Raw genomic sequence first — 21577 nt, 5'->3', positions numbered from 1 at the left:
ATAAAACCCTACAAAAAATTAAAACCCTATATTCATTTCTATTGGGAACTCAAAGGAAACAAAGCTGAAAGACAAAGAGAACGTGTTTTTCCCGATGGCTGTGCTGGTATTGTAATGAATTTGGGAAATACTTGTTTGACTGACAATGGCTCGACTATAATGGAATTTGGGAAAACGTATGTAGTTGGGGCAATGACTTCATTTAAGGATAGCTTTATTGATTAGGATACATTCCTAGTAGGTGTTTGTTTAAAACCTGCAACTTTTTTAAATTTTTATAGCTACGCTTCACAAAATGAGCTGGCTAACGAAACAGTAGAGTTTGAAAAATCCAATTCCTTTATTTCAAACAGAGGCTTAATTTTGAGGCTTTGTCTATTCATTAGCCTGTTGAAAAAATAAGCAGGATCCAGATATCTAGGATGTTTTGATTGACCCAAATTTTGCCACAGGCTGTGGCGAAAAATCATTTACTGCCTTTTAAAATTTCAATTTTCTCCTGTTCGCTTTTTAGCAAACGTTCGTATAGCTCAACAATTTTATCAATTGGATTGAAGTTGTTTTGAATAGAGCTATCATGGAAATTATTGATATTATTGAAGACAGTTTCTAAGCTAAACGCTTCAATTCCTTCTTTAGTTACCCCCAAAACCTCTGCTACCCTTGTGAGAAGCTCATCATCAATTGTCTCACTATTTTCAATTTTTGATATCAATTGTTGGGATACCCCTAACTCAAAGGCTAAAGCATCTTGCTTCATACCCTTTAGTTCTCTGATAAGGGAAATTTTCCTTCCTATATGTGTGCTATTTGCTTTTTTCGCTGTCTCCATATACACAAATATAGAAAAATCGCTATGATAAAAAACAAGTAATTCGATGTAAAAAACCATTCCTAGTGGTTGAATACCGTGCCAGTGCAAAAGAAATTGCCAAAAATGAAGTTTATGTGGAATTCAATTGTTAAGATCCGATCAAGATCGTGTGGCGCATTTCAAGGGCTTTCTTGAGCAACTGGTTGAAAAATTTCAACCAGTTCGGATAATCTCCTTTGGAAAACAAACCATACAAAATGAAATAACTGGATGCTTTGGAAATAAACAGGTAAAACATCAGCATTATTGCCTACTAATGGTTACTGAATCCTCGACAAGAATTGATTATGAGGTTCAGGATTTTTCCAATAAACATGATCACAATGGGCAAATCACAATCGTCTGTCATGGTGAAACTTCGTATCCATCCGATCAACCCATATGGGTTGATCGGATGGATACAAACATTATTCGCTTTCAAAATGCTTTGAACATAATTAAAAACTCGAGTGAAAATCGTAGTTTATCAGATATTGCATTTGAGTGTGGTTATTATGACCATTCACATCTTAATAATGAAATCAAGCGAAATACAGGACTCTCACCATCACTGCTTAAAATATCGGATTTTTACAATGGATAGATGGTTGTCTAAAATTAATTTTGCCAGAACATTAAAAATTTCAAACAGATGCGAAAAATATCTCTTTTCATTGCCACAAGTTTAGACGGCTACATCGCAAAACCTAATGACGACTTGAGTTTCTTAAAACTCGTCGAAAAAGAAGGAGAAGATTATGGTTATGCAGAATTTACAGCCACGATTGACACATTAATTATTGGTAGAAGAACCTATGATTATGTGCTTAAAGAAATCGGCTCATCTCATTACGACAACGGAAAGCGAGATGTATATGTCATTACAAGGACCAAAAGACCACAAATAGGCAGAACTATTTTCTATACAGGAGACATCACTGAATTGGTCAGACGACTAAAGTCCGAAAAAGGAAAAAATATTTATTGTGACGGTGGTGCGGAAGTAATAAATGAACTATTAAAACGCGATTTACTAGACGAGCTAATAATTTCGGTTGTACCAGTTTTATTAGGCAATGGAACAAGACTTTTTAAAGATGGAAGACCTGAACAAATACTTGAATTTATCAAAGTCAAAACATTTGCCACTGGATTAGCACAATTCCACTACAAGCGGAAGAAATAAATACCGAACCGCCAACATCGGTTTTTCATGAAGGGGCTGACGTGCTTAATTGGGCGTTAGTCCTCTTTTTATACATCTGTGATCGGCTGAAAGTTAGCGTATCCAATTCCTCTTTTCCTTGATGAGTTGACCTGCAAATTTTCCCTTTCAACTGGATCCAACTTCTTCATTCCTAGACAGCAACTGGAGCTTTGATATGGGGATGGGGATCATATCCGACTAACTCAAAGTCTTGGTAGGTAAATTGAAAAATATCCTTGACCGCGGGATTGATTTTCATTTGGGGTAAAGGCCTGAGGTCTCGACTCAGTTGTAATTTTGCCTGATCTAAATGATTGAGGTATAAATGGGCATCTCCAAAGGTGTGGATGAAATCTCCCGGTTCAAGATCACACACCTGGGCAATCATCATCGTAAAAAGCGCATAGGAAGCAATGTTGAACGGTACGCCTAAGAAGATGTCTGCACTGCGCTGATAAAGCTGGCAGGAAAGTTTTCCTTCGGCTACGTAAAACTGAAAAATCGTGTGACAAGGTGGTAAAGCCATGTGGTCCACATCGGCCACATTCCATGCGCTCACGATATGTCTTCTGCTGTCTGGTTTGGTTTTGAGTTGATGAATCAGGTTTTTGATTTGATCGATTTCTCCGCCTTTTCCATCTGGCCAATGTCTCCATTGATAGCCATAGACCGGACCCAATTCTCCATTTTCATCCGCCCATTCATCCCAAATGGAAACCTTATTTTCTTTCAAATACCCAATATTTGATTCCCCCCGAAGAAACCATAACAGCTCAATGATAATGGACCGAAGGTGTAGCTTTTTGGTGGTGACTACCGGAAAACCTTCAGAGAGATCAAAGCGCATCTGATGGCCAAAAATACTGAGTGTACCTGTTCCCGTCCGGTCTGATTTTTGAACTCCTTCGTCTAAAATCTTCTGCATCAGGTCATGGTATTGCTTCATGGGAACATAAATTTTTATTGTGGTCGACAAGATACTATCTTCCCTTGATTTTCTGAAATCCCAGTTGGCGAATGCAACCAAAGGAATCGGATTTTTGATTTCGGATCGGCAAAAAGCAATCCCCGAATAGGGATTCAGACTGACCAAAAATAAAACCAAACGGCCTCCGAATTACTTACCTATACAGTGAAACAACAAAGCGGCCCATTCTCGATCGGTAACTTTGGCCCATCGGCCAACAGAACCAGACTTTGGTTTGGATTTGCACTTTTTCTCCTCCTTTTGGCCATGAGGCCAAGTCCAGTTTTTGATTACGATTTTGAGCAATTTTTTCCTCAGCAGGATGAGGATTTGAGCTTTTATACCGAGTACACCAAAAAATTTGGATCGGACAACGATTACCTGCTGTCCGCTTTTGCAGCTGATTCCGGTTTTTGGAGCGAGGAGCAAGTGCTCGAGCGCTTTTTCCAACTTTCTGATGAGCTTCAAGAGCTGCAGGGGGTAGATTCGGTAATTTCGGTTTTTTCCATTCAAGTTCCCCGTATCGGAGTCTTTGGAATAAGCACCCGGCCGCTAATTTCAAGAGACTTGGAAAAAGGAGTGAATCTGCAAGGGGATCTGGAAGCCTACCAGGGAACATTAATTTCTGAAAAAGGAGACAGTTTTTTAATGTTGATCCGGAATAAGCCTTCCTTAAGTAAGGAAGCGGGAGATCAGCTTTATGCGCAAATCTTAGCTGTATTTGAGCGGTTTGAGGTGGAGCCAATCGCAGTGGCCGGCAAAATCCAAACTCAGGGTGATTTTGTAAGCTTGATGCAACAGGAGTTTGGCTTGTTTTTAACCCTATCCATTGCGCTGATTATCCTTCTTTTGGTTTTGATCTTTAGAAAGTTCTGGATAGTCATCTGTAGCGTGACGGTCATTTTGATGGGGATGCTGTTTGCCTTTGGGGTAATGGTATTGATGGGGCAAAAGCTTGCGCTCATGTCAGTGATGCAACCCACGATATTTCTGATTGTGGGCTTGAGTGCCTGTATTCATTTATTTACCCATTTGATTCATTTCTTAACACTCGAAAACGAATTTCAGCTAGCCATCAAGAACACATTTAAAGAACTGATCATCCCCATTTGGTTGACTTTTTTGACGACGGCATTGGGATTTTTATCGCTGTATTTCACCACCGTTCCCGCACTTAAAAACTTTGGATTGAGCACGGGAATTGGGGTCTTGTTGATGTTTTTTGCCATTTACCTCTTTCTTCCGGGCTTACTTTCGCTGTTGGGGGCCAAACGAAAAATCCCGACCTCTAGTGGGAAATTTTTTGCTTCCTTACGCCCAGTAGTGAGTTTGGTCCTGCAAAAACGAAAGGCGATTCTCTTGGTGTTTTTCCTAATTACTGCGGGCTCTTTATTCTTAGGCTCCCAATTGAAAATCAATGGATTCTTATTGGATAATTTGCCTTCAGATCATCCGATTCAAGCCGATTTCCAATTTTTTGACCAAAACTACCGAGGTTCAAATCCGTTGGAAATTTACCTTTCAGTGAAGGATAGCAGTCAAAGTCTTTTGGATTATGAGCTGCTTGCCCAAGTCGAAAAAGTGGAAACCTACTTGGAAAAGCAGTTAGGACCTTTGACGATTCTTTCTCCCAATTCTTTGGTAAAAACGCTAAACCAAGCCCAAAACCAAGGCGATGAAAAAGCCTATGCTTTTCCCAGTCAAGGTCAATATGAGCGCTTGAAACGGATTTTATCCCGATTGCCCGAAAGTGATAAAAAACAAGTACTGGGTAGGGATAATAAAGAAGGCCGAATTAGCGCCCGTACCGCTGATCTGGGGAGCTACCGAATGGGTAAAATCAGAAAAGAGTTTGAGCATTTCGTGAGGCAAGAAATTGATGAGGAGCTGTTGGAAGTTCGATGGACCGGCACCTCTTTTCTAATCGACAAGGGACATGAGTCGGTTACCCAGCAGATGGCCCGAGGCTTGGGATTGGCCTTTCTGTTAGTGGGTGCGATAGCGGGATACTTATTTAGGTCCTGGCGGATTTCGGTGATTTTATTACTTCCCAATGTGGTCCCCTTGATTTGGATGTTGGGATTAATGTATTTTTTGGGTGTAGAGTTTAAGTTGACCACAGCCATTTTGTTTACGGTTGCCTTTGGGATTGCTGTAGACGATAGCATTCATTTTATGAGCCGCTTAAAGATGGAATTGGCCAAGGGAAAAACCCTGATTTATGCGATCAAAAGGACCCTTTTGGAAACGGGGAAAGCCATTATTTGGACCAGTTTGGTGTTGATTTTAGGCTTTTCGATGCTAATTTTCAGTCAATTTGGCGTGACCTTTTACACCGGTTTGTTGATTTCTTCTGCCCTGTTTTTTGCATTGCTAGCCGATTTGATTTTGTTGCCCGTATTGCTTTTACCGATGAAGACGCTCATCCAGCAGAAACAAAAAAAACGAAGCGAAGCACGCCAAAACTAAGGCAGGCCAGACGAAGAGAATGGCTTCATCCTTGTCGTGCTACGATAAGGACAGGCTTAATTCGAAAGCTCAAAGGTGGCCGAAACCGGGTAGTGATCGCTGTAGTCAACCTCTCTGTGCGTTTTGAATTGAAGCGGTTTTAAATCAGGGCTTGCGAAAATATGATCGATTCGCAAGAAAAAAAGAATCCTGTTATAGGTAAACCCAAATCCATTTCCTGCGATTTCAAAGGCATTCACATAGTTTTTGCTCAATCGAAAATAGGTGTTCGAGTAGGGCAGTTCGTTAAAATCCCCCAAAATAATGACCGGGTATGGGCTGTTGGATAGGTGTTCTTCGAGCAATTTCAATTGCTTGCTTCGGGCCAAACTCCCCCGATGGAGTTTGCCCAGGGTCTGTCGGTAGTTTTCTTTAACCCCGTCAATATTTTCCAACACTTCGGAGTTAATCTGCATGGACTCCAGGTGGACATTGTAAATGCGGACCGTATCTGACTCATAGATGATATCGGCGAAAATGGCGCCATTTGCCCGGTTGTTGTCAAAGATTTTGCCTTCATTGACAATCGGGAATTTTGAAAAAATAGCCATTCCGTAGGATCTTCTTTTGGCATTTCCTTCAATAATTTGGTAGGAATGCTCCATGCCACTGTCTTGGCCCAGAATTTTGATCGAATTGCGGGATGGGGTCGTGTAATCTTGATAAAATTCCTGGAATACTTTGACGTCAGCTGGAAAATCCTGAAGCCAAGTGTAGACACTGGGATCAAACTTTCCCTCGGTCCGGGTCTTGTAATCAAAGAGATGGGAATTATAGGTCAGCACGCGTAAGCCTTGAGGATTATCCTCGCTGGGATTGAGTTGGAAGGTGATCTGGACAAAGCGATAACCCAAAATCAGTACAATCAACGGGAGAATGGCTGTTCTTTTCCAAGAAAGAATGAGCAGCAAAAACAAGAACACATTCAACAGGTAAACGACCGGTATAAAAAAGGGAAGAAGCCCTACGTAAGGAAAGTCCTCAGGGGAAACGTAAACGCTGCCAAAAACCAAGAGGGTACAACTAAAAATAAATCCAATGAGGTATTTCATGCTGTGGAAAAGGGATAAGCGAGATCTTGGGGATTTGGGATTCTCGGTGCAATTATTAATCCAAATCGATGATCTTTACGTAAAGAAGCAAAAGGAAATCCGAAAATGAAATCCTTTAAACCCAGAATTGAGGAATTTCAAAAATTTTGAAACCCTGCAATTTTGAAGGTTGGCACATTATTAGTTTATTTCTACCCTAAAGCTACTACTATGAAAAGAATTGTTTTGATTGTCCTCGGTGCATTTTTGATTTCGGCAGGCTGGAGCTGTTCATCCAAAACAGATTCCTCCGAAGAGAAAGTGACCGTGGATGAAAACCAAGAGTCTGATGAAAGTGATCGTCCCAGCCCATTGGAGGTGAAAAGTGGCCAGATCAATGGAAAAGAATTTAAGGTCCAGTATGGATCGCCGGCAGTCAAAGACCGAACCATTTGGGGAGATTTAGTCCCCTACGATGTGGTCTGGAGGACGGGGGCCAATGAGGCGACCTTTGTAGAGCTTACTCAAGAAATGAGCATCGAAGGAGAGACCTTAGCTCCTGGGAAATATTCCTTGTTTACCATCCCCAAATCATCGGGAACCTGGACGGTAATTTTCAATTCAGACTGGGATTTGGAGCATGGGCATTTCCAATACGATGAAAAAAATGATGTCCTTAGGGTAGAAGTGAGTCCGGTTTGGGAATCCACTATCCAAGAGCGACTTTCCATAGATATTGAAGATCCAGGCTTGGTGGTCCGATGGGAAAAGTTAAAACTTCCGATCACCATCCAGTGATAAGACCATCTACAGATAAGACCTCGAATTAATCAGTTGGCCTTTGGTTTTGCAAACCAGAGGCTTTTTTTTAGGATTCAGATTGGTCGATGAAGTAAAATGGAAACTTTCCTTTATTTTCGCTTTGAACCCAAACTTAATTCATGAAGTATTTTAGCTTCTTCCTGGTCCTGGTGATCGTTCTGGGCCTAGGATACCTATCCGCAATTCAAGTGGGGCCGCTTCCACCTTTGGGTCGTTTGCTGGACCCCCATCACGGATTTTGGCAAAATTCCTACAGTGAGGATGAATTGGCCCAGGAGGAAATCTCTATTGATGGACTTTCCGCTCCAGTAACCGTACGTTATGACGAGCAATTGATTCCCCATATTTTTGCTGAAAATGAGCTCGATTTATACCGGGCTCAAGGTTTTGTGACTGCCCAGCATCGCCTTTGGCAAATGGAGTTTCAGGTGATGGCTGCGGCAGGCCGGATTTCTGAGCTCGTAGGGGAAGTTGCCTTGGAGCTGGATCGCATGAACCGTCGAAAGGGATTGGGCTATGGGTCGGAAGTCGGGTTGAAATTTTTACAGGAAAACGATCCGGAGACCCTTCGCTTTTTAGTAGCGTATGCCGAAGGAGTCAATGCCTATATTGAAAGTCTGGATCAGGCCAGCCTTCCATTGGAATATAAAATTCTCAACTACAAGCCAGAACCCTGGACACCCACCAAATCCCTGTTACTGCTTAAATACATGACGGATATGTTGGTCGGGGATCGGGATTTGGAATACACGAACCTTAGAAAAATTCTGGGAGAAGAATTAGTAAACAAGCTTTTTCCCGACTATCCTGAAGAGGTGGTTCCGGTGATTGAGTCTGGGAAAACCTGGGATTTTGAGCCCCTATCGATAACCAGACCCGATTCCATAGCCTATCCGGATACCACACTACTTTTAGATCCACTTCCTCAACCCGAGGAAGGAACAGGGTCCAATAACTGGGCGGTTTCGGGTTGGAAAACCAAAAGTGGACATCCGATTTTGGCCAATGATCCCCATTTGGGATTGAATTTACCCTCAATTTGGTACTCCTTGCAGCTAAGTACCCCAGAGTACAGCGTGAAGGGAGCCAGTTTGCCCGGAGCTATGGGTGTCATTTCTGGCTTTAATGAGTGGATCGCTTGGGGTGTCACCAATGCGACCAAAGACGCAAGGGACTGGTACAAAATCACCTTTCAGGATGACTCCCGATCCGCCTATCGTTATGGACAGGAATGGCGAGAGGCTACCTATCGAATCGAAGAAATCAAAATAAAAGGAGTAGAAAAGCCCTTTGTGGATACGGTGATCTACACCCATTATGGCCCGGTGGTCTATGATCGAAGCTTTAAAGCTGAACGCCAGGATGTGAACTTTGCGCTCAAGTGGACCATGCACCAAGGTTCCAATGAGCAAAAGACCTTTTTGCTCCTCAATAAAAGCAAGGATCATGACGACTATCAAGCAGCTTTGGATCACTTTACCGCTCCAGCTCAAAACTTTGTCTTTGCCTCTAAAAGCGGAGATATTGCCATGCGGATACAGGGAAAGTTTCCGTTAAAATGGGAGGAGCAAGGAAAATATTTTATGAATGGAGAAGATCCAAAAATGGAGTGGACAACCTACATTCCTAATGAACAAAATCCGGCTACCTTAAATCCAGACCGGGGTTTTGTTTCCTCGGCTAATCAGCATCCCGTGGATTCACTTTATCCCTATTATGTGTTTGATCACAGCTATGAGCAGTATCGAAACCGAAGGATCAACGCCCAGCTCGAAGTCATGGATCAAATTACCCTAGAGGATATGAAAAAATTACAATTTGATGATTTTTACCTTCATGCCTCGGAATCTCTTCCGATTATGTTGGAGCTATTGGGAGAGGATTACCAAAAAAGCGAGCAAGCCAAAAAATACCTTACTGAGCTCAAGGATTGGGATTTTTATGCAGATCCGAATCAAAAAGCACCTTCCTTATTTTATACCTGGTGGAATCAGACCTTTGGGCTATTATGGAAGAATTTGTCCAGTTCCCGGTATCCAGTCCTATTGCCCAACACTTACCACACCAGCCAATTGATGAGTAAAGAGCCGGATTTTGACTTTTTTGATCATAAAGATACATCCCCAAAAGAAACTGCTGCAGATCATGTCAAAAAGGGATTTGAGGAAATGGTCAATCAAATGACCAAGTGGGAATCCGAAGAAGGGGATTATTCCTGGGCCAACTACAAGCAAACGTCCATTAATCATTTGGTTCCTCAATTTGAATCCTTTTCGGTAAAAAATGTATACACTGGAGGAGGAGCTGGGATCGTAAATGCAACCAAATCACGACATGGAGCAAGCTGGAGGATGGTGGTCGAGCTTGAAGAAGAAGTCCAGGCGGTTGGGATTTATCCCGGAGGGCAGTCCGGAAATCCGGGAAGTAGATTTTATCAAAATTTCATTGATAAATGGGCAAAAGGGGAATACCTCAACTTTAATTTGAGAGGAGAGCAAGAATTGGATTCGTTATTATTTTCAACGCAATTACTACCCACACAATGAAATTTCTAGGCTTCTTTATCTTGGTCATCCTTTTGGTTTTACTGGCCAATCCCTGGCTTCCTTATTGGGGAGTAATGATCTTGCTAGGTGTTTTGAGTTTTTGGAAGAACTCAAGCAGTTCCATCTCATTTTTTGCCGCAGGCTTGGGGATGGGCATCGCCTGGATAGGTGTAGGCTTGTTTATCAGCATTTCTACCGGAAGTGATCTGGCAGATAATATGGCAGAGATATTTGGTGTAGGGTCGGGGATAGCCATGTTGGTATTAACGGGCGTTTTGGGTTTTCTACTGGGTTCATTTTCAGGATTATCTGGGAGTTTACTTCGAAAGTTAATTCAGCGGGAGCGCAAGGATATTTACCGTGGGCCGGTATCCTATTAGGATTTTGAGGTGAAAAAATTTAACTCAAATTAGAAAAAAAAGATTTTGTCACTTCTGTCGAATGAGTACCTTTGTTACTCACTTCTGACTAGTGATTTTTAATGCTGGAATCTTTAATCACATCAAAAACCCGTCTACGGCTTCTTGTTAAGTTTTTTGTGAATGATCGCAATCAAAGCCATCTAAGGGGTTTGGCTGAAGAATTTGGTGAATCCACCAATGCGATTCGAAAGGAACTTAATAATTTAACTCAGGCAGGGATTTTGTTGAAGCATTCCGACAAAAATAAAATCGCCTATCAGGCCAACACCCATCATCCATTCTTCACCAATATCCGAGATATCATCCGAAAATACCTTGGACTAGATATGCTTTTGGAGCAAATTCTAGAACGAATGGGTGAGGTTGAGCAGGTTTTGCTCGTCGGTGACCTTTCTCGTGGGGTAGATTCCGGAAAGATTGATGTGGTTGTGGTCGGGGATGATTTGAACCATGAGTATATCAAAGGGCTGACCAAAAGAATAGAGGAGTTGATCAATAGAAAGGTGATATTTACCTTCCGATCCATGCGAATCGACTCGTATGGGCTGGTTCTTTTTGATAAAACAGTGGGCATCTAATCGATTCCCACGATTCGTTTATGGTGATTGCTAGGTTCCAGTGGGACCGAAAGGGCGAAGCTGTATGAAAAAGGAGAGGAACCAAGCCTAACTAGCCTGTATATCTTATATCTATCTATACCTAAGATTCTTAACCTCCTAGATTCTTCTCATTCGATATCCATAAAACTAAGTAATTGACCAAAAGTTTTAACTTGCACAATCAACCCTATTTTCATCCTTGAAACGTTTTATTTTAGCCACTGTACAAATCGGTAAACCAAGCATCTGGAAAGCTTTCGGGCTTTCGGCTTGTATGCTATTTATTACTTTGGGTCTCTGGGCTCAGAGTTTGTCCGATATCCAAAATATCCGGGTGGATGACCTTTCCAATGCACAAATCGGACAATTGATCCAGCGGGCAGAATCCAATGGCATCAATCCCTCCCAACTCGTGGCCTTGGCTCAGGAGCGGGGAATGTCCCCAGCAGAGGCTTCTAAACTTGGTCGAAGGATCAATGAGTTTTTGTCAGGAGGAAATACGGGTTCTGGCCAATCCATGGGGCAAGTGGGTTCGGGCAGATCGTTCGAAATGCAAGAATCCACGGATGAGATTTTTGATTCCTTACGAAGGTCTGACCCTTATTTTGATCTGACCCCAGAACAAAAGAAGATCTTTGGATTTAAGCTGTTTCATAATCGACAGCTTAATTTCAATCCCAGTTTAAATATTCCCACGCCACCTTCTTATGTGATCGGCTCGGGAGATCAGCTTTTGATTGATATCTATGGCGCTTCTCAGCAATCCTATGATTTGAGCGTAAGTCCAGAAGGGCGGGTATTTATTCCCAATGTAGGTCCGGTTTCGGTAGGGGGCTCCAGTGTAGAAGCCGCTACTTCTCGGTTAAAAGCAAGCTTGGGACGAATTTACTCGGGGCTTTTGGGGAGTTCGCCCAATACTTTTATGCAGGTCAGGTTGGGAAATATTCGATCCATAAAGGTTTCGATGGTGGGTGAATTGACCAAACCGGGAACTTACACCTTACCTTCTTTTGCCACCGTATTCAATGCGCTGTACGCTGCAGGAGGTCCCAATGAAAATGGGGCTTTTCGAACGATACAAGTTTACCGGAATTCCCGATTGGAGGCCACCGTAGACATTTATGACTTTTTGACCCAAGGGGATCAATCCTCAAACATTAGGTTACAGGATAACGATGTGATCATCGTTCCCCCTTATCAATCCCGGGTAGAAGTCATTGGTCCGGTAAGAAGAGAAGGGTATTTTGAAACCAAACCCGGAGAAACCCTTGAAAAGCTGATTTCTTTTACTGGAGGGTTTTCACCTAAAGCGTTTAAGGATCGAATTACCATAAGACGTTATGAGGAAAACCTCAGAAAAGTCTTGGACGTTTCTTCAGCAGAGTTTGATCAATTTAGCTTGCAAGACGGGGATGAGGTGCTCATAGGAGAAGTGTTGGACCGGTACACCAATCGGGTACAGGTCGTAGGTTCGGTGGTTCGTGAAGGTGAATTTTCCTTGGTAGAAGGAATGACTGTGAAAGCTTTGGTGGAAAAGGCAGAAGGGTTGAGACCTGAAGCGTTCACGCAGCGGGCTACCTTGTATAGAACCAATAAGGATTTGACCTTAGGAGCCATTCCCTTGGATTTACAAGGCATTATGGATGGGGATATTGAAGATGTGGAATTGAAAAATGAAGATTTATTGTTCATCCCCAGCCGATACGATATTCAGGAGGAATTTTATGTCAAAATCAGCGGGGAAATAAATTTTCCAGGAACCTATCCCTTTGCTTCTGAAATGACGGTAGGAGATTTAATTCTCCGAGCCGGTGGATTTTTGGAATCTGCGGCGAATAGTTCTATTGAAATTGCACGCAGAGTCCGAGATGCGCAGAGTGGACAAATTGCAGAAATCTCCACCCTTACCATCAATCCTAATTTGGAGCTATCCGAAGAGGAGCAAAATTTACCGCTGAGCCCTTTTGATCATGTATTTATCCGTAGAAGCCCGGGTTTTGAACGGGAACAGATCGTGTCTGTTCGAGGAGAGGTCCAATATCCCGGAGAATTTGTGATCAAGAATGCCAATGAACGAATTTCAGATGTGATCAAGCGGGCAGGGGGATTATCCGCTTTTGCCTATCCGAAAGGAGCTAATTTGATTCGAAGAACAGTATATTTTGAAGGGCAAACCGAAGAAGAGATCCGAGAAGAAAATCTCCGCCAAATGTGGGAGCGATTGAATCCAGAAACCAACAGAAATCTCAACGAGGCTGAAAAAATGCTCTTTGAGCGGATTGATAAAAAGCTCGTTAAAATAGAAGAAGAAAAGAAAGAGCGAAAAGACAAAGAAGCTGAAAATCGGTTAAGTTTGGATCAGACCATGGTTTTTTCCGATTCGCTTTCTATTGATCCTCAACTAAATGAATCCAGGTATAAAGAAGAAGAATTAGTAGGGATCAATTTGGAATCTATCATGCAGAATCCAGGTTCGGATGAAGATTTGATTTTGATGGAAGGAGACATCCTTCAGATTCCTAAGCAACTTCAAACTGTGAGAATGGTTGGGGAGGTCTTGTTACCGACTACTGCGCGGTTTGAAAAGGGTAAAACACTAAAACATTATATTTCCAAATCGGGTGGATTCACTGAAAAGGCCAGAAAATCCAAAGCCTATGTGATTTATGCCAATGGTGATGCGGCCCAGACCCGTAGCTTTTTGGGAATTAAGAATTATCCTGTTATTGAGCCAGGAGCAGAAATTGTTGTTCCTCAAAAGCCTGAACGAGAGCGAATGAGTGCAGCAGGTTGGATTGGGATTGCTTCCAGTCTAGCGACTTTGGGGATATTGATTGAAAGACTTGTCCAATAATAATCTTAACATACTTATAATTTTATGAAAATTGCTGTCGTAGGCACAGGCTATGTAGGTCTGGTTTCAGGTGCTTGTTTTGCAGACGTGGGAATTGAAGTGACCTGCGTGGATATTGATGCCAAAAAAATTGAAAAGCTTAAAAATGGGATCATGCCCATTTATGAGCCTGGCTTGGAAGAAATTGTAGTCCGGAATTATAAAAGCGGCAGATTGCATTTTAGTACCGATCTGGGCGAAGCTATTCAAGGTGCCGAAGTGGCTTTTATTGCGGTGGGTACTCCTCCTGGTGAGGACGGTTCTGCAGATTTGAAATACGTGTTGGCTGTCGCTGATGAGATCGGACAGAAAATGAGTGATTACATTGTGGTGGCTACCAAAAGCACGGTACCGGTAACCACAGGCGAAAAAGTAAGAAAAGCCATTAAAACAGCTTTGGAAAAAAGAGGTGCTGATCTTCCTTTTGCCGTAGCCTCCAATCCGGAGTTTTTAAAGGAAGGAGCGGCTGTGGAGGACTTTTTGAAGCCTGATCGTATAGTTATCGGAGTAGACGATGAACGTGCTGAAAAAATCATGCAGCGGCTGTATAAGCCTTTTCAACTCAGTGGGGAGCGAATCATTTACATGGATATTCCGTCAGCTGAGATGACCAAGTATGCGGCAAATGCGATGCTGGCAACGAAAATTTCCTTTATGAATGATATTGCCAACTTGTGCGAACGCGTAGGGGCCAATGCCAATATGGTCAGAAAAGGAATAGGTTCGGATCCGAGGATTGGAAATAAATTTATTTATCCCGGCGTGGGCTATGGGGGCTCATGCTTTCCCAAAGATGTCAAAGCCATCATCAAAACGGCCAAGGAATATGGCTATGACTTACGAGTGCTTCAATCCGTAGAAGATGTCAATGATGATCAGAAACATATTTTGGCAGGAAAGGTGAAAGCGCATTTTGGTGAAGATCTTTCCGGAAAAACTTTTGCCATGTGGGGCTTAAGTTTCAAGCCTAATACCGATGATATGCGCGAATCTCCCGCTGCTGTCATTATTGATGAATTAAGAGCTGCCGGGGCTAAGGTCCGAGCTTATGATCCCAAAGCGATGGAGGAAGCCCGTGAACATTACATTTTTGATAAAGTGACCTATTGCAGTGATGCATACGATGCTTGTGTGGATGCAGATGCTTTACTTTTGGTCACCGAATGGTCCGAATTTCGAATTCCCAGTTGGGAAGCAGTCGGAAAGCTTCTTAAAAACAAGGTGGTGTTTGACGGCAGAAATATCTACGACAAGAAATACCTCGATTCTTTAGGGATTACACACTATGGTATAGGTTCAAAATAAAACATAACAAAATCTCCTTGGTGATTTTCCAAGGAGATTTTTATTTGTGTACCGTGCATGGCAATCAACTAGGTGGTAAAAGTCCACTGTGGGGGTTTGTAATCGCCAACCACGAGCCCAAGGCAAGGGGGTCCACTGCGAAGTGGAATCTGAAGGAAGCTGGCGGCAAATCGCTACCCCGAGGAATACGAACCTTATCAAACATAACCGATGGGATGAGACTGCCAAACCAGTCAAAGTCCAAAGATTTCACGGACATCGGAGTGTAAATGAGGAGGGAACATGGAGTGAAAGTGGGTTGCCTTACCAGGGGAGACCTCATGGAGGTGTGAAAATCCCTCAAGTTTGGGAAAGCACGGTGTAAAGCTGGTCATGCGGAGTCAACCGAGGGTAAAGTACCGGATCACGAGTTGGTTTGGGAAGGTCCAAATCTTGCCGTATGGTAGTGAAGAATAGTACCGAAAGGAAAAGGATCAGATGTTCGGAAACCAGGCTCCTTACCAAAAGAATAGGACGGAATCCGAAGGATGGATAGGAGTGATTCCATTGGAAGAAAACTGGAAACAACGCTAAACAAGCCATTTGAGGTGTAAAACCAAGAAAACGCCGTATACCGAACGGTACGTACGGTGGTGTAAGAGATCGAAACGGGAACTAATCTTGTTTTTCCTACCCGATTAAAATTGATTTTAAGTGATGCCTGTGATGCCTGAGCTCAATGGTTGGATGTTTATTTACTCTTGATTTTCATACGTTATTCAGAATAATCGATTTAATTTTTAAATAAGATGTTTCGAAAAAGGATTATTTTTCGTTTAGGGAAAATCATTAAAGATGAGGCTATTTTGAAGGACTATATTCAAATGGTTCCTCAGTTTTGATAAGCTTGAGTAATTAGAAAGAACTTAGGTGGAAAGTTGGGGAAATCAGAAAGAGACTTTTTGCTGTGGATAGTTCTTCCACCAAACCAGTGCTTAAAATTCAGTTCAGCCGATTTAAAGGCGTTTGTGTTTTGTGGGCCTGAGTCAAAGGTCGGGAGAGGAGTTCTGGTAATTACGAGAGCGCAAATACTTCCTATATGTGAAATTAGAATCAATACAAAAGATTGTTGGCGGGAATTAAGGTTGGAAAATGTGAAGGATAGTAGCTGGAGTGATTTTATTACCAGGATTAGAAATTGGTAATGAGGAGGTGAAAAATGCAGAGGTAGAAGTTATGAGGGATTTTCCTACAAGTAAAAAAAATATAGAAGTACTGGCCAAGTGAGTTTAAAAAAAAGAACGCTAACAGGTTTTTTTTGGAGCCTATTTCAGCAATTTGGGGTTCAATTAACCTCCATTTTTGTGACTATTTTTTTGGCAAGAATATTAGAACCCTCAGATTTTGGGCTGATTGGAATGTTAGCCTTATTTATTGCGCTTGGGAATAGTTTGATTGATGCTGGTATGACCTCCAGTCTAATTCGTACCAAAAATGCAGATCAAAGAGACTATTCAACAGTTTTTTTTATCAATTTGGCAGTTGGAATTTTGATTTATCTTTTAATGTTTATTTCATCTGGTTGGATTAGTGATTTTTATAATCAGCCGGTTTTGGAGCAGATTATTAAAATCTATTGTCTTACTTTTCTGATTTTTCCCTTCTCGGCAGTTCAGCGAACCCGTTTGGTGAAGAAGATGGACTTTAAGACTGAAATGAAGGCGACAATTCCCTCTACTATTTTAGGTGGAGTAGTTGGACTTTTTTTAGCATTTAAGGGTTTCGGGGTATGGGCTTTGGTCTGGATGAATATTATTCAGAATTTGCTTATAAGTATTCAATTTTGGTTTTATTCTGAATGGAGGCCTTCATTGATTATAGATTGGGAAAGGTTTCGTTATCATTTTGGATTTGGTTCGAAGCTCACTTTAGCTGGCATTCTAAATTCTGTATTTTCCAATGTTTATCATTTAGTGATAGGGAAGTTTTTTTCTGTTGATGAATTAGGATTTTACACCAAGGCAGATTCATTGAAACAAATTCCCGTCAAAAATATTTCAACTACGCTTTCTAAGGTCACTTTTCCCATGTTTGTGGAAATTCAAAATGAGGATGAAAAATTGAAAATTGCCTACAGAAGGGTAATGCAACAAGTATTATTCTGGCTTACTCCAGTCATGGTGCTTTCAGCTGTGCTTGCGGAACCACTTTTTAAAATTGTTTTGACAGAAAAATGGCTTCCTGCTGTTTCTTATTTTCAGATTCTTTGCTTCATTGGATTAATGTACCCCATCCACTCCTACAACCTGAACATACTCAAAATAAAAGGAAGAAGTGACTTGTATCTTAAATTGGAGATTATAAAAAAAAGTCTGACACTGATAGGGATTTTCATAGCATATCCTTTTGGGATTATGGCTTTGATTTGGAGCCAGGTGATTTTAAATGTTATTTCATTCTTTATTAACTCCTATTATAGTGGCCGATTTATTAATTATTCGGTCTGGAGTCAGCTGAGGGATATTTCATCCATATTTGTAGTTGGAACTTTAGCTGGTTTAGGAGGTTGGACAGTATTAGAATTTGTACGCAATCCTGAATTGTTGGATTGGATTCACCTTATCTTTGGTGGGCTTCTAGGGATTTCAATTTATTTTCTGATCTCGTGGAAAGCGCAAACTCAGCCTTTTATGGATTTTAAAAACCTGATACTTAAAAAATGATTCCTGTTACTAAGCCGTTTTTACCTCCTATTTCTCAATATCAGGAGTATATAGAAGGGATATGGAAAAGAAACTGGTTGACCAATAACGGTCCTTTGGTCAATGAATTGGAGCTAAAATTAAAGGATTATCTAAACGTGGATAATGTTTTGTTTGTTTCCAATGGTACTATAGCCATCCAATTAGCCATTAAAGCGCTGGGATTAAAGGAGGAAGTAATCACAACTCCCTTCTCTTATGTGGCCACTACGAGTAGTCTTGTTTGGGAAGGTTGTACGCCTGTTTATGTTGATATAGACCCTGATACGCTAAATATTGACCCCAAAAAAATTGAAGATGCAATAACGCCCAAAACAACTGGTATTCTGGCTACTCATTGTTTTGGGAACCCTTGTGATATTGATTCGATTCAAAAAATTGCTAAGAAATATCACTTAAAAGTGATCTATGATGCTGCACATTGTTTTGCTACTAAGTATCAAGGAAGGTCTGTATTTGAATTTGGAGATATCAGTACAACAAGTTTTCATGCCACAAAATTATTTCATACGGTAGAGGGTGGAGGTGTTTTTACCAATGACAAAGGGTTAGCCGAACAAATTGCTTATTTTAGAAATTTTGGTCATGATGGTCCTGAGCAATTTATGGGCGTTGGAATCAACGGTAAAAATTCAGAGCTACATGCAGCGATGGGGCTGGTCAATCTTGGTTTTATCGATAGTATATTGGTCAAAAGAAAGCAACAAACAGATTACTACCAGAAAATTCTCAAAGGGCTTCCTCTAAAAACGATAAAGCTTCAGGATTATGAAGGGTTTAATTATGCCTATTTTCCAGTTGTCTTTGATTCAGAAGATATTACTCTTAAGGCAAAAAAAATATTAGAGGATAACCAGATTTTCCCAAGAAGGTATTTCTATCCAAGCCTTTCCAAGTTATCCTATGTCACTGGAAAGACTCCAGTTTCAGACGATATTTCGTCAAGAATTCTTTGCTTACCAGTATATTACGATTTAACTAGAGAAGAACAAGATTTAGTGGGTAGATTTCTTTACAAAGCTTTATCTATCAAATGATTATAACAGGGGCAGGAGGGCACGCACTGGAAGTGCTTGATGAATGGATCAAAATCTTGAGCAATCAAGAATTTAAGTTTTTTGATGATATAGATGGAGGGCACATCTTCTTGCAAGGTCGATATCAGGTGATAAAGGATGAAGACATGCTAAAGAATGAATTGGTAAGACAGCCAAAGTTTTCCCTTGGCGTCGGTAATCCTACCATTAGAAAGAAGTTTTATGATCTTTTCACGAGGCTCGGAGGTAAATACGAGCCTCTTCTCTCCAAAACATGTCAAATAAGTGATTCGGCTTCAGGAAGATTTGATGCCATGACAGGTTCATTTGTCGGGCCATTAGCTACTATTGGACTTGGTAGTCTTATTAATGTCGGTGCACATGTCCATCATGAGGCTCAATTAGGCGACTTTGTAGAGGTAGGACCAGGAGCCTTAATTTTAGGAAACGTCCAGATAGGAAGTTTTTGTAGAATTGGTGCGGGATCTGTGATTTTGCCAGGAGTAAAAATCGGAAACCAAGTGAATGTAGGGGCGGGAGCTGTAGTGACCAAAAAAGTATGTTCTGGTCAAACAGTGAAGGGTATTCCAGCTAAATGAGAAGAACTAATCAAATATTGCATATTTCCCGAGATAATAAATTTTTGGATTTTGCAATTCATTGTTTTGAACAAGTTTGCCCTGGTCAAAATGACTACTTGATCTTGCAAAACGAAAAAAATCCTAAACCAATTACTCAAATCAAACATGATGCAATTCATTCCATATCTCTCTCTAGAGCAATAAAACAGTGTGCTGATAAGGATTTTTTGTCTCAATACCAGGCTATGATTTTTCATGGACTATCCCCCACGGAGCTTAAGGTATTGCACTCTGTAAATGGATCGATCAAAGTTATATGGTTTGGATATGGGTTTGATTATTACCCTTTGATCGATTATTATATGCAACGCTATCTTGGTAAAAAGACTATAAAGTATTGGTATAATAATAAAAAGGGGTTAATCAAGTTTGGATTGAAAGTCAATGAATATTTACCAATATTGTCTTTTTTGAAATCAAAGAGTCAAATAAAAAACTTTGAAAGAGTCGATTATTTTGCACCTGTTTTAGAAAAGGAGTATTTAGAAATCAAATCTAGGCACCCTGAGTTTAGAGCGAAGTATATCGACTGGAATTATGAACTTGGCAATGAAATTTTTAAAAGTATAGGTTCAGAATATGTAACAGGCACCAACTTTTTGGTTGGAAATAGTGCCTCAATTACCAATAACCACTTGGATTGTTTTGAATTGCTTACTCCCAAGCGTTTAAAGAAAAACAAAGTTTTGGTTCCATTGAGCTATGGTTTTCCTGTTCATTTTAAAGAAATCATTAAAGAGGAGGGATCAAGAAGATTTCAAAGTCAATTTGAACCCCTAGAAGAATTTATTCCCTTTGAAGAATATTTGAGAAAATTGAGGACTTGTGGTTTCGGATTATTTGGTAGTAAAAGACAACAGGCCTTAGGAAATATTTACATGGGGTTAGCCTTGGGAATAAAAATATATTTGCATCCTAAGAATCCTATTTTGGAAGAATTGAAAAAGAAAGGTTTTCATCTCTATGATTTTAATGACTTTAAGAAAGAAAAACATTTTGACAGACCTCTATCTCTCGATTTTCAAATGGAAAATAGAGAACTGATGAGGCAAATGTCTCTTAAAGAAAATTATCTAAAAAAAACCAAAGATTTGGTAAAACTTATCGACACGTTTGAATAAGATTCTGAATCCCTTAGTTTCCATCCTTATTCCTGTATTCAATCGAGAAAATTTGGTTGGGGAAACAATATCAAGCATCCAAAATCAAACCTATACGAATTGGGAGTGTGTATTAGTAGATGATGGGTCAACGGATGATTCACTGAAAGTTTTACAGGATATTGCTTTTCATGATTCTAGAGTAAAAATTTTCTCTAGACCAAAAGACCGATCCAAAGGAGCTGCTGCTTGTAGAAATGTTGCTTTTGAGCATAGTCATGGGGAATACATTCAATATTTTGATTCTGATGATTTGATGCTTCCGACCATGTTGGAAGAAAAAGTTAAACTTTTAAATTCGAATCATAAGCTTGATTTTGTGGTTTCAAAAATGGGGAGATTTGATGAAAATGGACCTTTAGACCTTATAGATTATCCCTTAAAATCCTCTAACCTAATTGAAGACTTTTTAACCTACCAAGTATTTTTTTTAACCCCTGGTCCACTTTTTAAAAAAAGATTTTTGGAAAAGTTTGAAATTAAATTTGATGAGTTACTTCATAGGAGACAAGAAAGAGAGTTTTATACGCGAGTAATACTTGAAAATCCATCTTACCTTACCAGTGATCAAGTCCATTGCCTCAGGAGGATCCATTCCGAATCGATTAAATTTAAATATGATCGTGAAAAACCAAGTAGTAAGGTTTGGGCAAAGTTTATGTTCTACCGAAGTTTATATAAAAATTCTAAAGGGAATATTGCAGGTTTAATGCAGGATTATTTCGGTAGAGAAATTAGTCGAATGTCTTTATTTTTTCTTAGAGTAGGTCAAGTTTTAAAGGCTATCGAAGTTCTAAGATTCAGAGTAGAACTTGGAAAAAAGGCAAATCAAAAGGTTGAGTAGA

Annotated in this window: 17 protein-coding genes; 14 read left to right on the top strand and 3 right to left on the bottom strand. The window is 40.6% G+C overall.

Features of this window, described 5'->3' with window-relative positions; all coding sequences use genetic code 11:
• Entirely contained in the window at positions 1–225 is a 225-nt protein-coding gene (locus Q0L00_RS19695) for a DUF6597 domain-containing transcriptional factor (RefSeq protein WP_363318541.1), read from the top strand.
• A 241-nt stretch (positions 226–466) separates the two neighbouring features.
• On the opposite strand, the gene Q0L00_RS11665 is transcribed toward Q0L00_RS19695, so the two are convergent.
• A complete protein-coding gene (locus tag Q0L00_RS11665) occupies positions 467–892 on the bottom strand; it encodes a helix-turn-helix transcriptional regulator (protein WP_297337056.1) in 426 nt (141 codons plus the stop codon).
• A 613-nt stretch (positions 893–1505) separates the two neighbouring features.
• On the opposite strand from Q0L00_RS11665, the gene Q0L00_RS11660 reads away from it, so the two are divergent.
• Positions 1506–2039: a dihydrofolate reductase family protein gene (locus tag Q0L00_RS11660; protein WP_297337055.1), complete on the top strand. Its 534-nt coding sequence runs from the start codon at positions 1506–1508 to the stop codon at positions 2037–2039.
• A gap of 172 nt (positions 2040–2211) precedes the next feature.
• Here the strand turns inward: Q0L00_RS11660 and Q0L00_RS11655 are convergent, their stop codons facing one another.
• A complete protein-coding gene (locus tag Q0L00_RS11655; protein ID WP_297337054.1) occupies positions 2212–3006 on the bottom strand; it encodes a thymidylate synthase in 795 nt (264 codons plus the stop codon).
• 186 nt (positions 3007–3192) lie between these two features.
• On the opposite strand from Q0L00_RS11655, the gene Q0L00_RS11650 reads away from it, so the two are divergent.
• Entirely contained in the window at positions 3193–5496 is a 2304-nt protein-coding gene (locus tag Q0L00_RS11650; protein ID WP_297337053.1) for an MMPL family transporter, read from the top strand.
• Positions 5497–5552: 56 nt separating this feature from the next.
• Here Q0L00_RS11650 and Q0L00_RS11645 read toward each other — a convergent pair whose 3' ends face one another.
• Positions 5553–6587, bottom strand: coding sequence for an endonuclease/exonuclease/phosphatase family protein (locus Q0L00_RS11645; protein WP_297337052.1), 1035 nt, complete (start codon positions 6585–6587; stop codon positions 5553–5555).
• A 210-nt stretch (positions 6588–6797) separates the two neighbouring features.
• Here Q0L00_RS11645 and Q0L00_RS11640 point away from each other — a divergent pair, with 210 nt between their 5' ends.
• The 11 genes from Q0L00_RS11640 to Q0L00_RS11590 all read left to right on the top strand — a co-directional run bounded on the left by Q0L00_RS11640 (position 6798) and on the right by Q0L00_RS11590 (position 21576).
• Positions 6798–7364: a DUF2911 domain-containing protein gene (locus Q0L00_RS11640; RefSeq protein ID WP_297337051.1), complete on the top strand. Its 567-nt coding sequence runs from the start codon at positions 6798–6800 to the stop codon at positions 7362–7364.
• Between the two features lie 143 nt (positions 7365–7507).
• Complete coding sequence (locus Q0L00_RS11635; protein ID WP_297337050.1) at positions 7508–9934, top strand: penicillin acylase family protein; 2427 nt, start codon at positions 7508–7510, stop codon at positions 9932–9934.
• Entirely contained in the window at positions 9931–10314 is a 384-nt protein-coding gene (locus Q0L00_RS11630) for a hypothetical protein (RefSeq protein WP_297337049.1), read from the top strand. Before Q0L00_RS11635 ends, Q0L00_RS11630 begins: the two co-directional genes overlap by 4 nt.
• A gap of 191 nt (positions 10315–10505) precedes the next feature.
• Positions 10506–10934, top strand: a complete 429-nt coding sequence (locus Q0L00_RS11625; protein ID WP_363318540.1) for an ArsR family transcriptional regulator — start codon at positions 10506–10508, stop codon at positions 10932–10934.
• A gap of 220 nt (positions 10935–11154) precedes the next feature.
• Positions 11155–13809, top strand: coding sequence for an SLBB domain-containing protein (locus tag Q0L00_RS11620; protein ID WP_363318539.1), 2655 nt, complete (start codon positions 11155–11157; stop codon positions 13807–13809).
• A 24-nt stretch (positions 13810–13833) separates the two neighbouring features.
• The gene (locus tag Q0L00_RS11615; RefSeq protein WP_297337047.1) at positions 13834–15153 is read left to right on the top strand and encodes a UDP-glucose/GDP-mannose dehydrogenase family protein; all 1320 of its coding nucleotides are present in this window, start codon (positions 13834–13836) and stop codon (positions 15151–15153) included.
• 1262 nt (positions 15154–16415) lie between these two features.
• Positions 16416–17855, top strand: a complete 1440-nt coding sequence (locus tag Q0L00_RS11610) for a lipopolysaccharide biosynthesis protein (RefSeq protein WP_297337046.1) — start codon at positions 16416–16418, stop codon at positions 17853–17855.
• Positions 17852–18931, top strand: coding sequence for a DegT/DnrJ/EryC1/StrS family aminotransferase (locus tag Q0L00_RS11605; protein ID WP_297337045.1), 1080 nt, complete (start codon positions 17852–17854; stop codon positions 18929–18931). Before Q0L00_RS11610 ends, Q0L00_RS11605 begins: the two co-directional genes overlap by 4 nt.
• The gene (locus Q0L00_RS11600) at positions 18928–19530 is read left to right on the top strand and encodes an acetyltransferase (RefSeq protein ID WP_297337044.1); all 603 of its coding nucleotides are present in this window, start codon (positions 18928–18930) and stop codon (positions 19528–19530) included. Before Q0L00_RS11605 ends, Q0L00_RS11600 begins: the two co-directional genes overlap by 4 nt.
• Positions 19527–20693, top strand: coding sequence for a TDP-N-acetylfucosamine:lipid II N-acetylfucosaminyltransferase (locus Q0L00_RS11595; RefSeq protein WP_297337043.1), 1167 nt, complete (start codon positions 19527–19529; stop codon positions 20691–20693). The genes Q0L00_RS11600 and Q0L00_RS11595 overlap by 4 nt, the downstream gene beginning before the upstream one ends.
• The gene (locus tag Q0L00_RS11590; protein WP_297337042.1) at positions 20686–21576 is read left to right on the top strand and encodes a glycosyltransferase family 2 protein; all 891 of its coding nucleotides are present in this window, start codon (positions 20686–20688) and stop codon (positions 21574–21576) included. The genes Q0L00_RS11595 and Q0L00_RS11590 overlap by 8 nt, the downstream gene beginning before the upstream one ends.
• Position 21577 lies beyond the last annotated feature (1 nt).

Source organism: Algoriphagus sp. (assembly GCF_024305035.1).
Lineage (GTDB): Bacteria > Bacteroidota > Bacteroidia > Cytophagales > Cyclobacteriaceae > Algoriphagus.
Note: the sequence above shows the minus strand (reverse complement) of the source record. Positions and strands in the feature narration are given on the sequence as shown.

What these genes read in the sequence shown, in the direction of transcription:
- Q0L00_RS11655 (WP_297337054.1), bottom strand. Translation starts at nt 3,006, where the DNA reads ATGAAGCAATACCATGACCTGATGCAGAAGATTTTAGACGAAGGAGTT.
- Q0L00_RS11665 (WP_297337056.1), bottom strand. Translation starts at nt 892, where the DNA reads ATGGTTTTTTACATCGAATTACTTGTTTTTTATCATAGCGATTTTTCT.
- Q0L00_RS11635 (WP_297337050.1), top strand. Translation starts at nt 7,508, where the DNA reads ATGAAGTATTTTAGCTTCTTCCTGGTCCTGGTGATCGTTCTGGGCCTA.
- Q0L00_RS11660 (WP_297337055.1), top strand. Translation starts at nt 1,506, where the DNA reads ATGCGAAAAATATCTCTTTTCATTGCCACAAGTTTAGACGGCTACATC.
- Q0L00_RS11595 (WP_297337043.1), top strand. Translation starts at nt 19,527, where the DNA reads ATGAGAAGAACTAATCAAATATTGCATATTTCCCGAGATAATAAATTT.
- Q0L00_RS11630 (WP_297337049.1), top strand. Translation starts at nt 9,931, where the DNA reads ATGAAATTTCTAGGCTTCTTTATCTTGGTCATCCTTTTGGTTTTACTG.
- Q0L00_RS11600 (WP_297337044.1), top strand. Translation starts at nt 18,928, where the DNA reads ATGATTATAACAGGGGCAGGAGGGCACGCACTGGAAGTGCTTGATGAA.
- Q0L00_RS11640 (WP_297337051.1), top strand. Translation starts at nt 6,798, where the DNA reads ATGAAAAGAATTGTTTTGATTGTCCTCGGTGCATTTTTGATTTCGGCA.
- Q0L00_RS11615 (WP_297337047.1), top strand. Translation starts at nt 13,834, where the DNA reads ATGAAAATTGCTGTCGTAGGCACAGGCTATGTAGGTCTGGTTTCAGGT.
- Q0L00_RS11605 (WP_297337045.1), top strand. Translation starts at nt 17,852, where the DNA reads ATGATTCCTGTTACTAAGCCGTTTTTACCTCCTATTTCTCAATATCAG.
- Q0L00_RS11645 (WP_297337052.1), bottom strand. Translation starts at nt 6,587, where the DNA reads ATGAAATACCTCATTGGATTTATTTTTAGTTGTACCCTCTTGGTTTTT.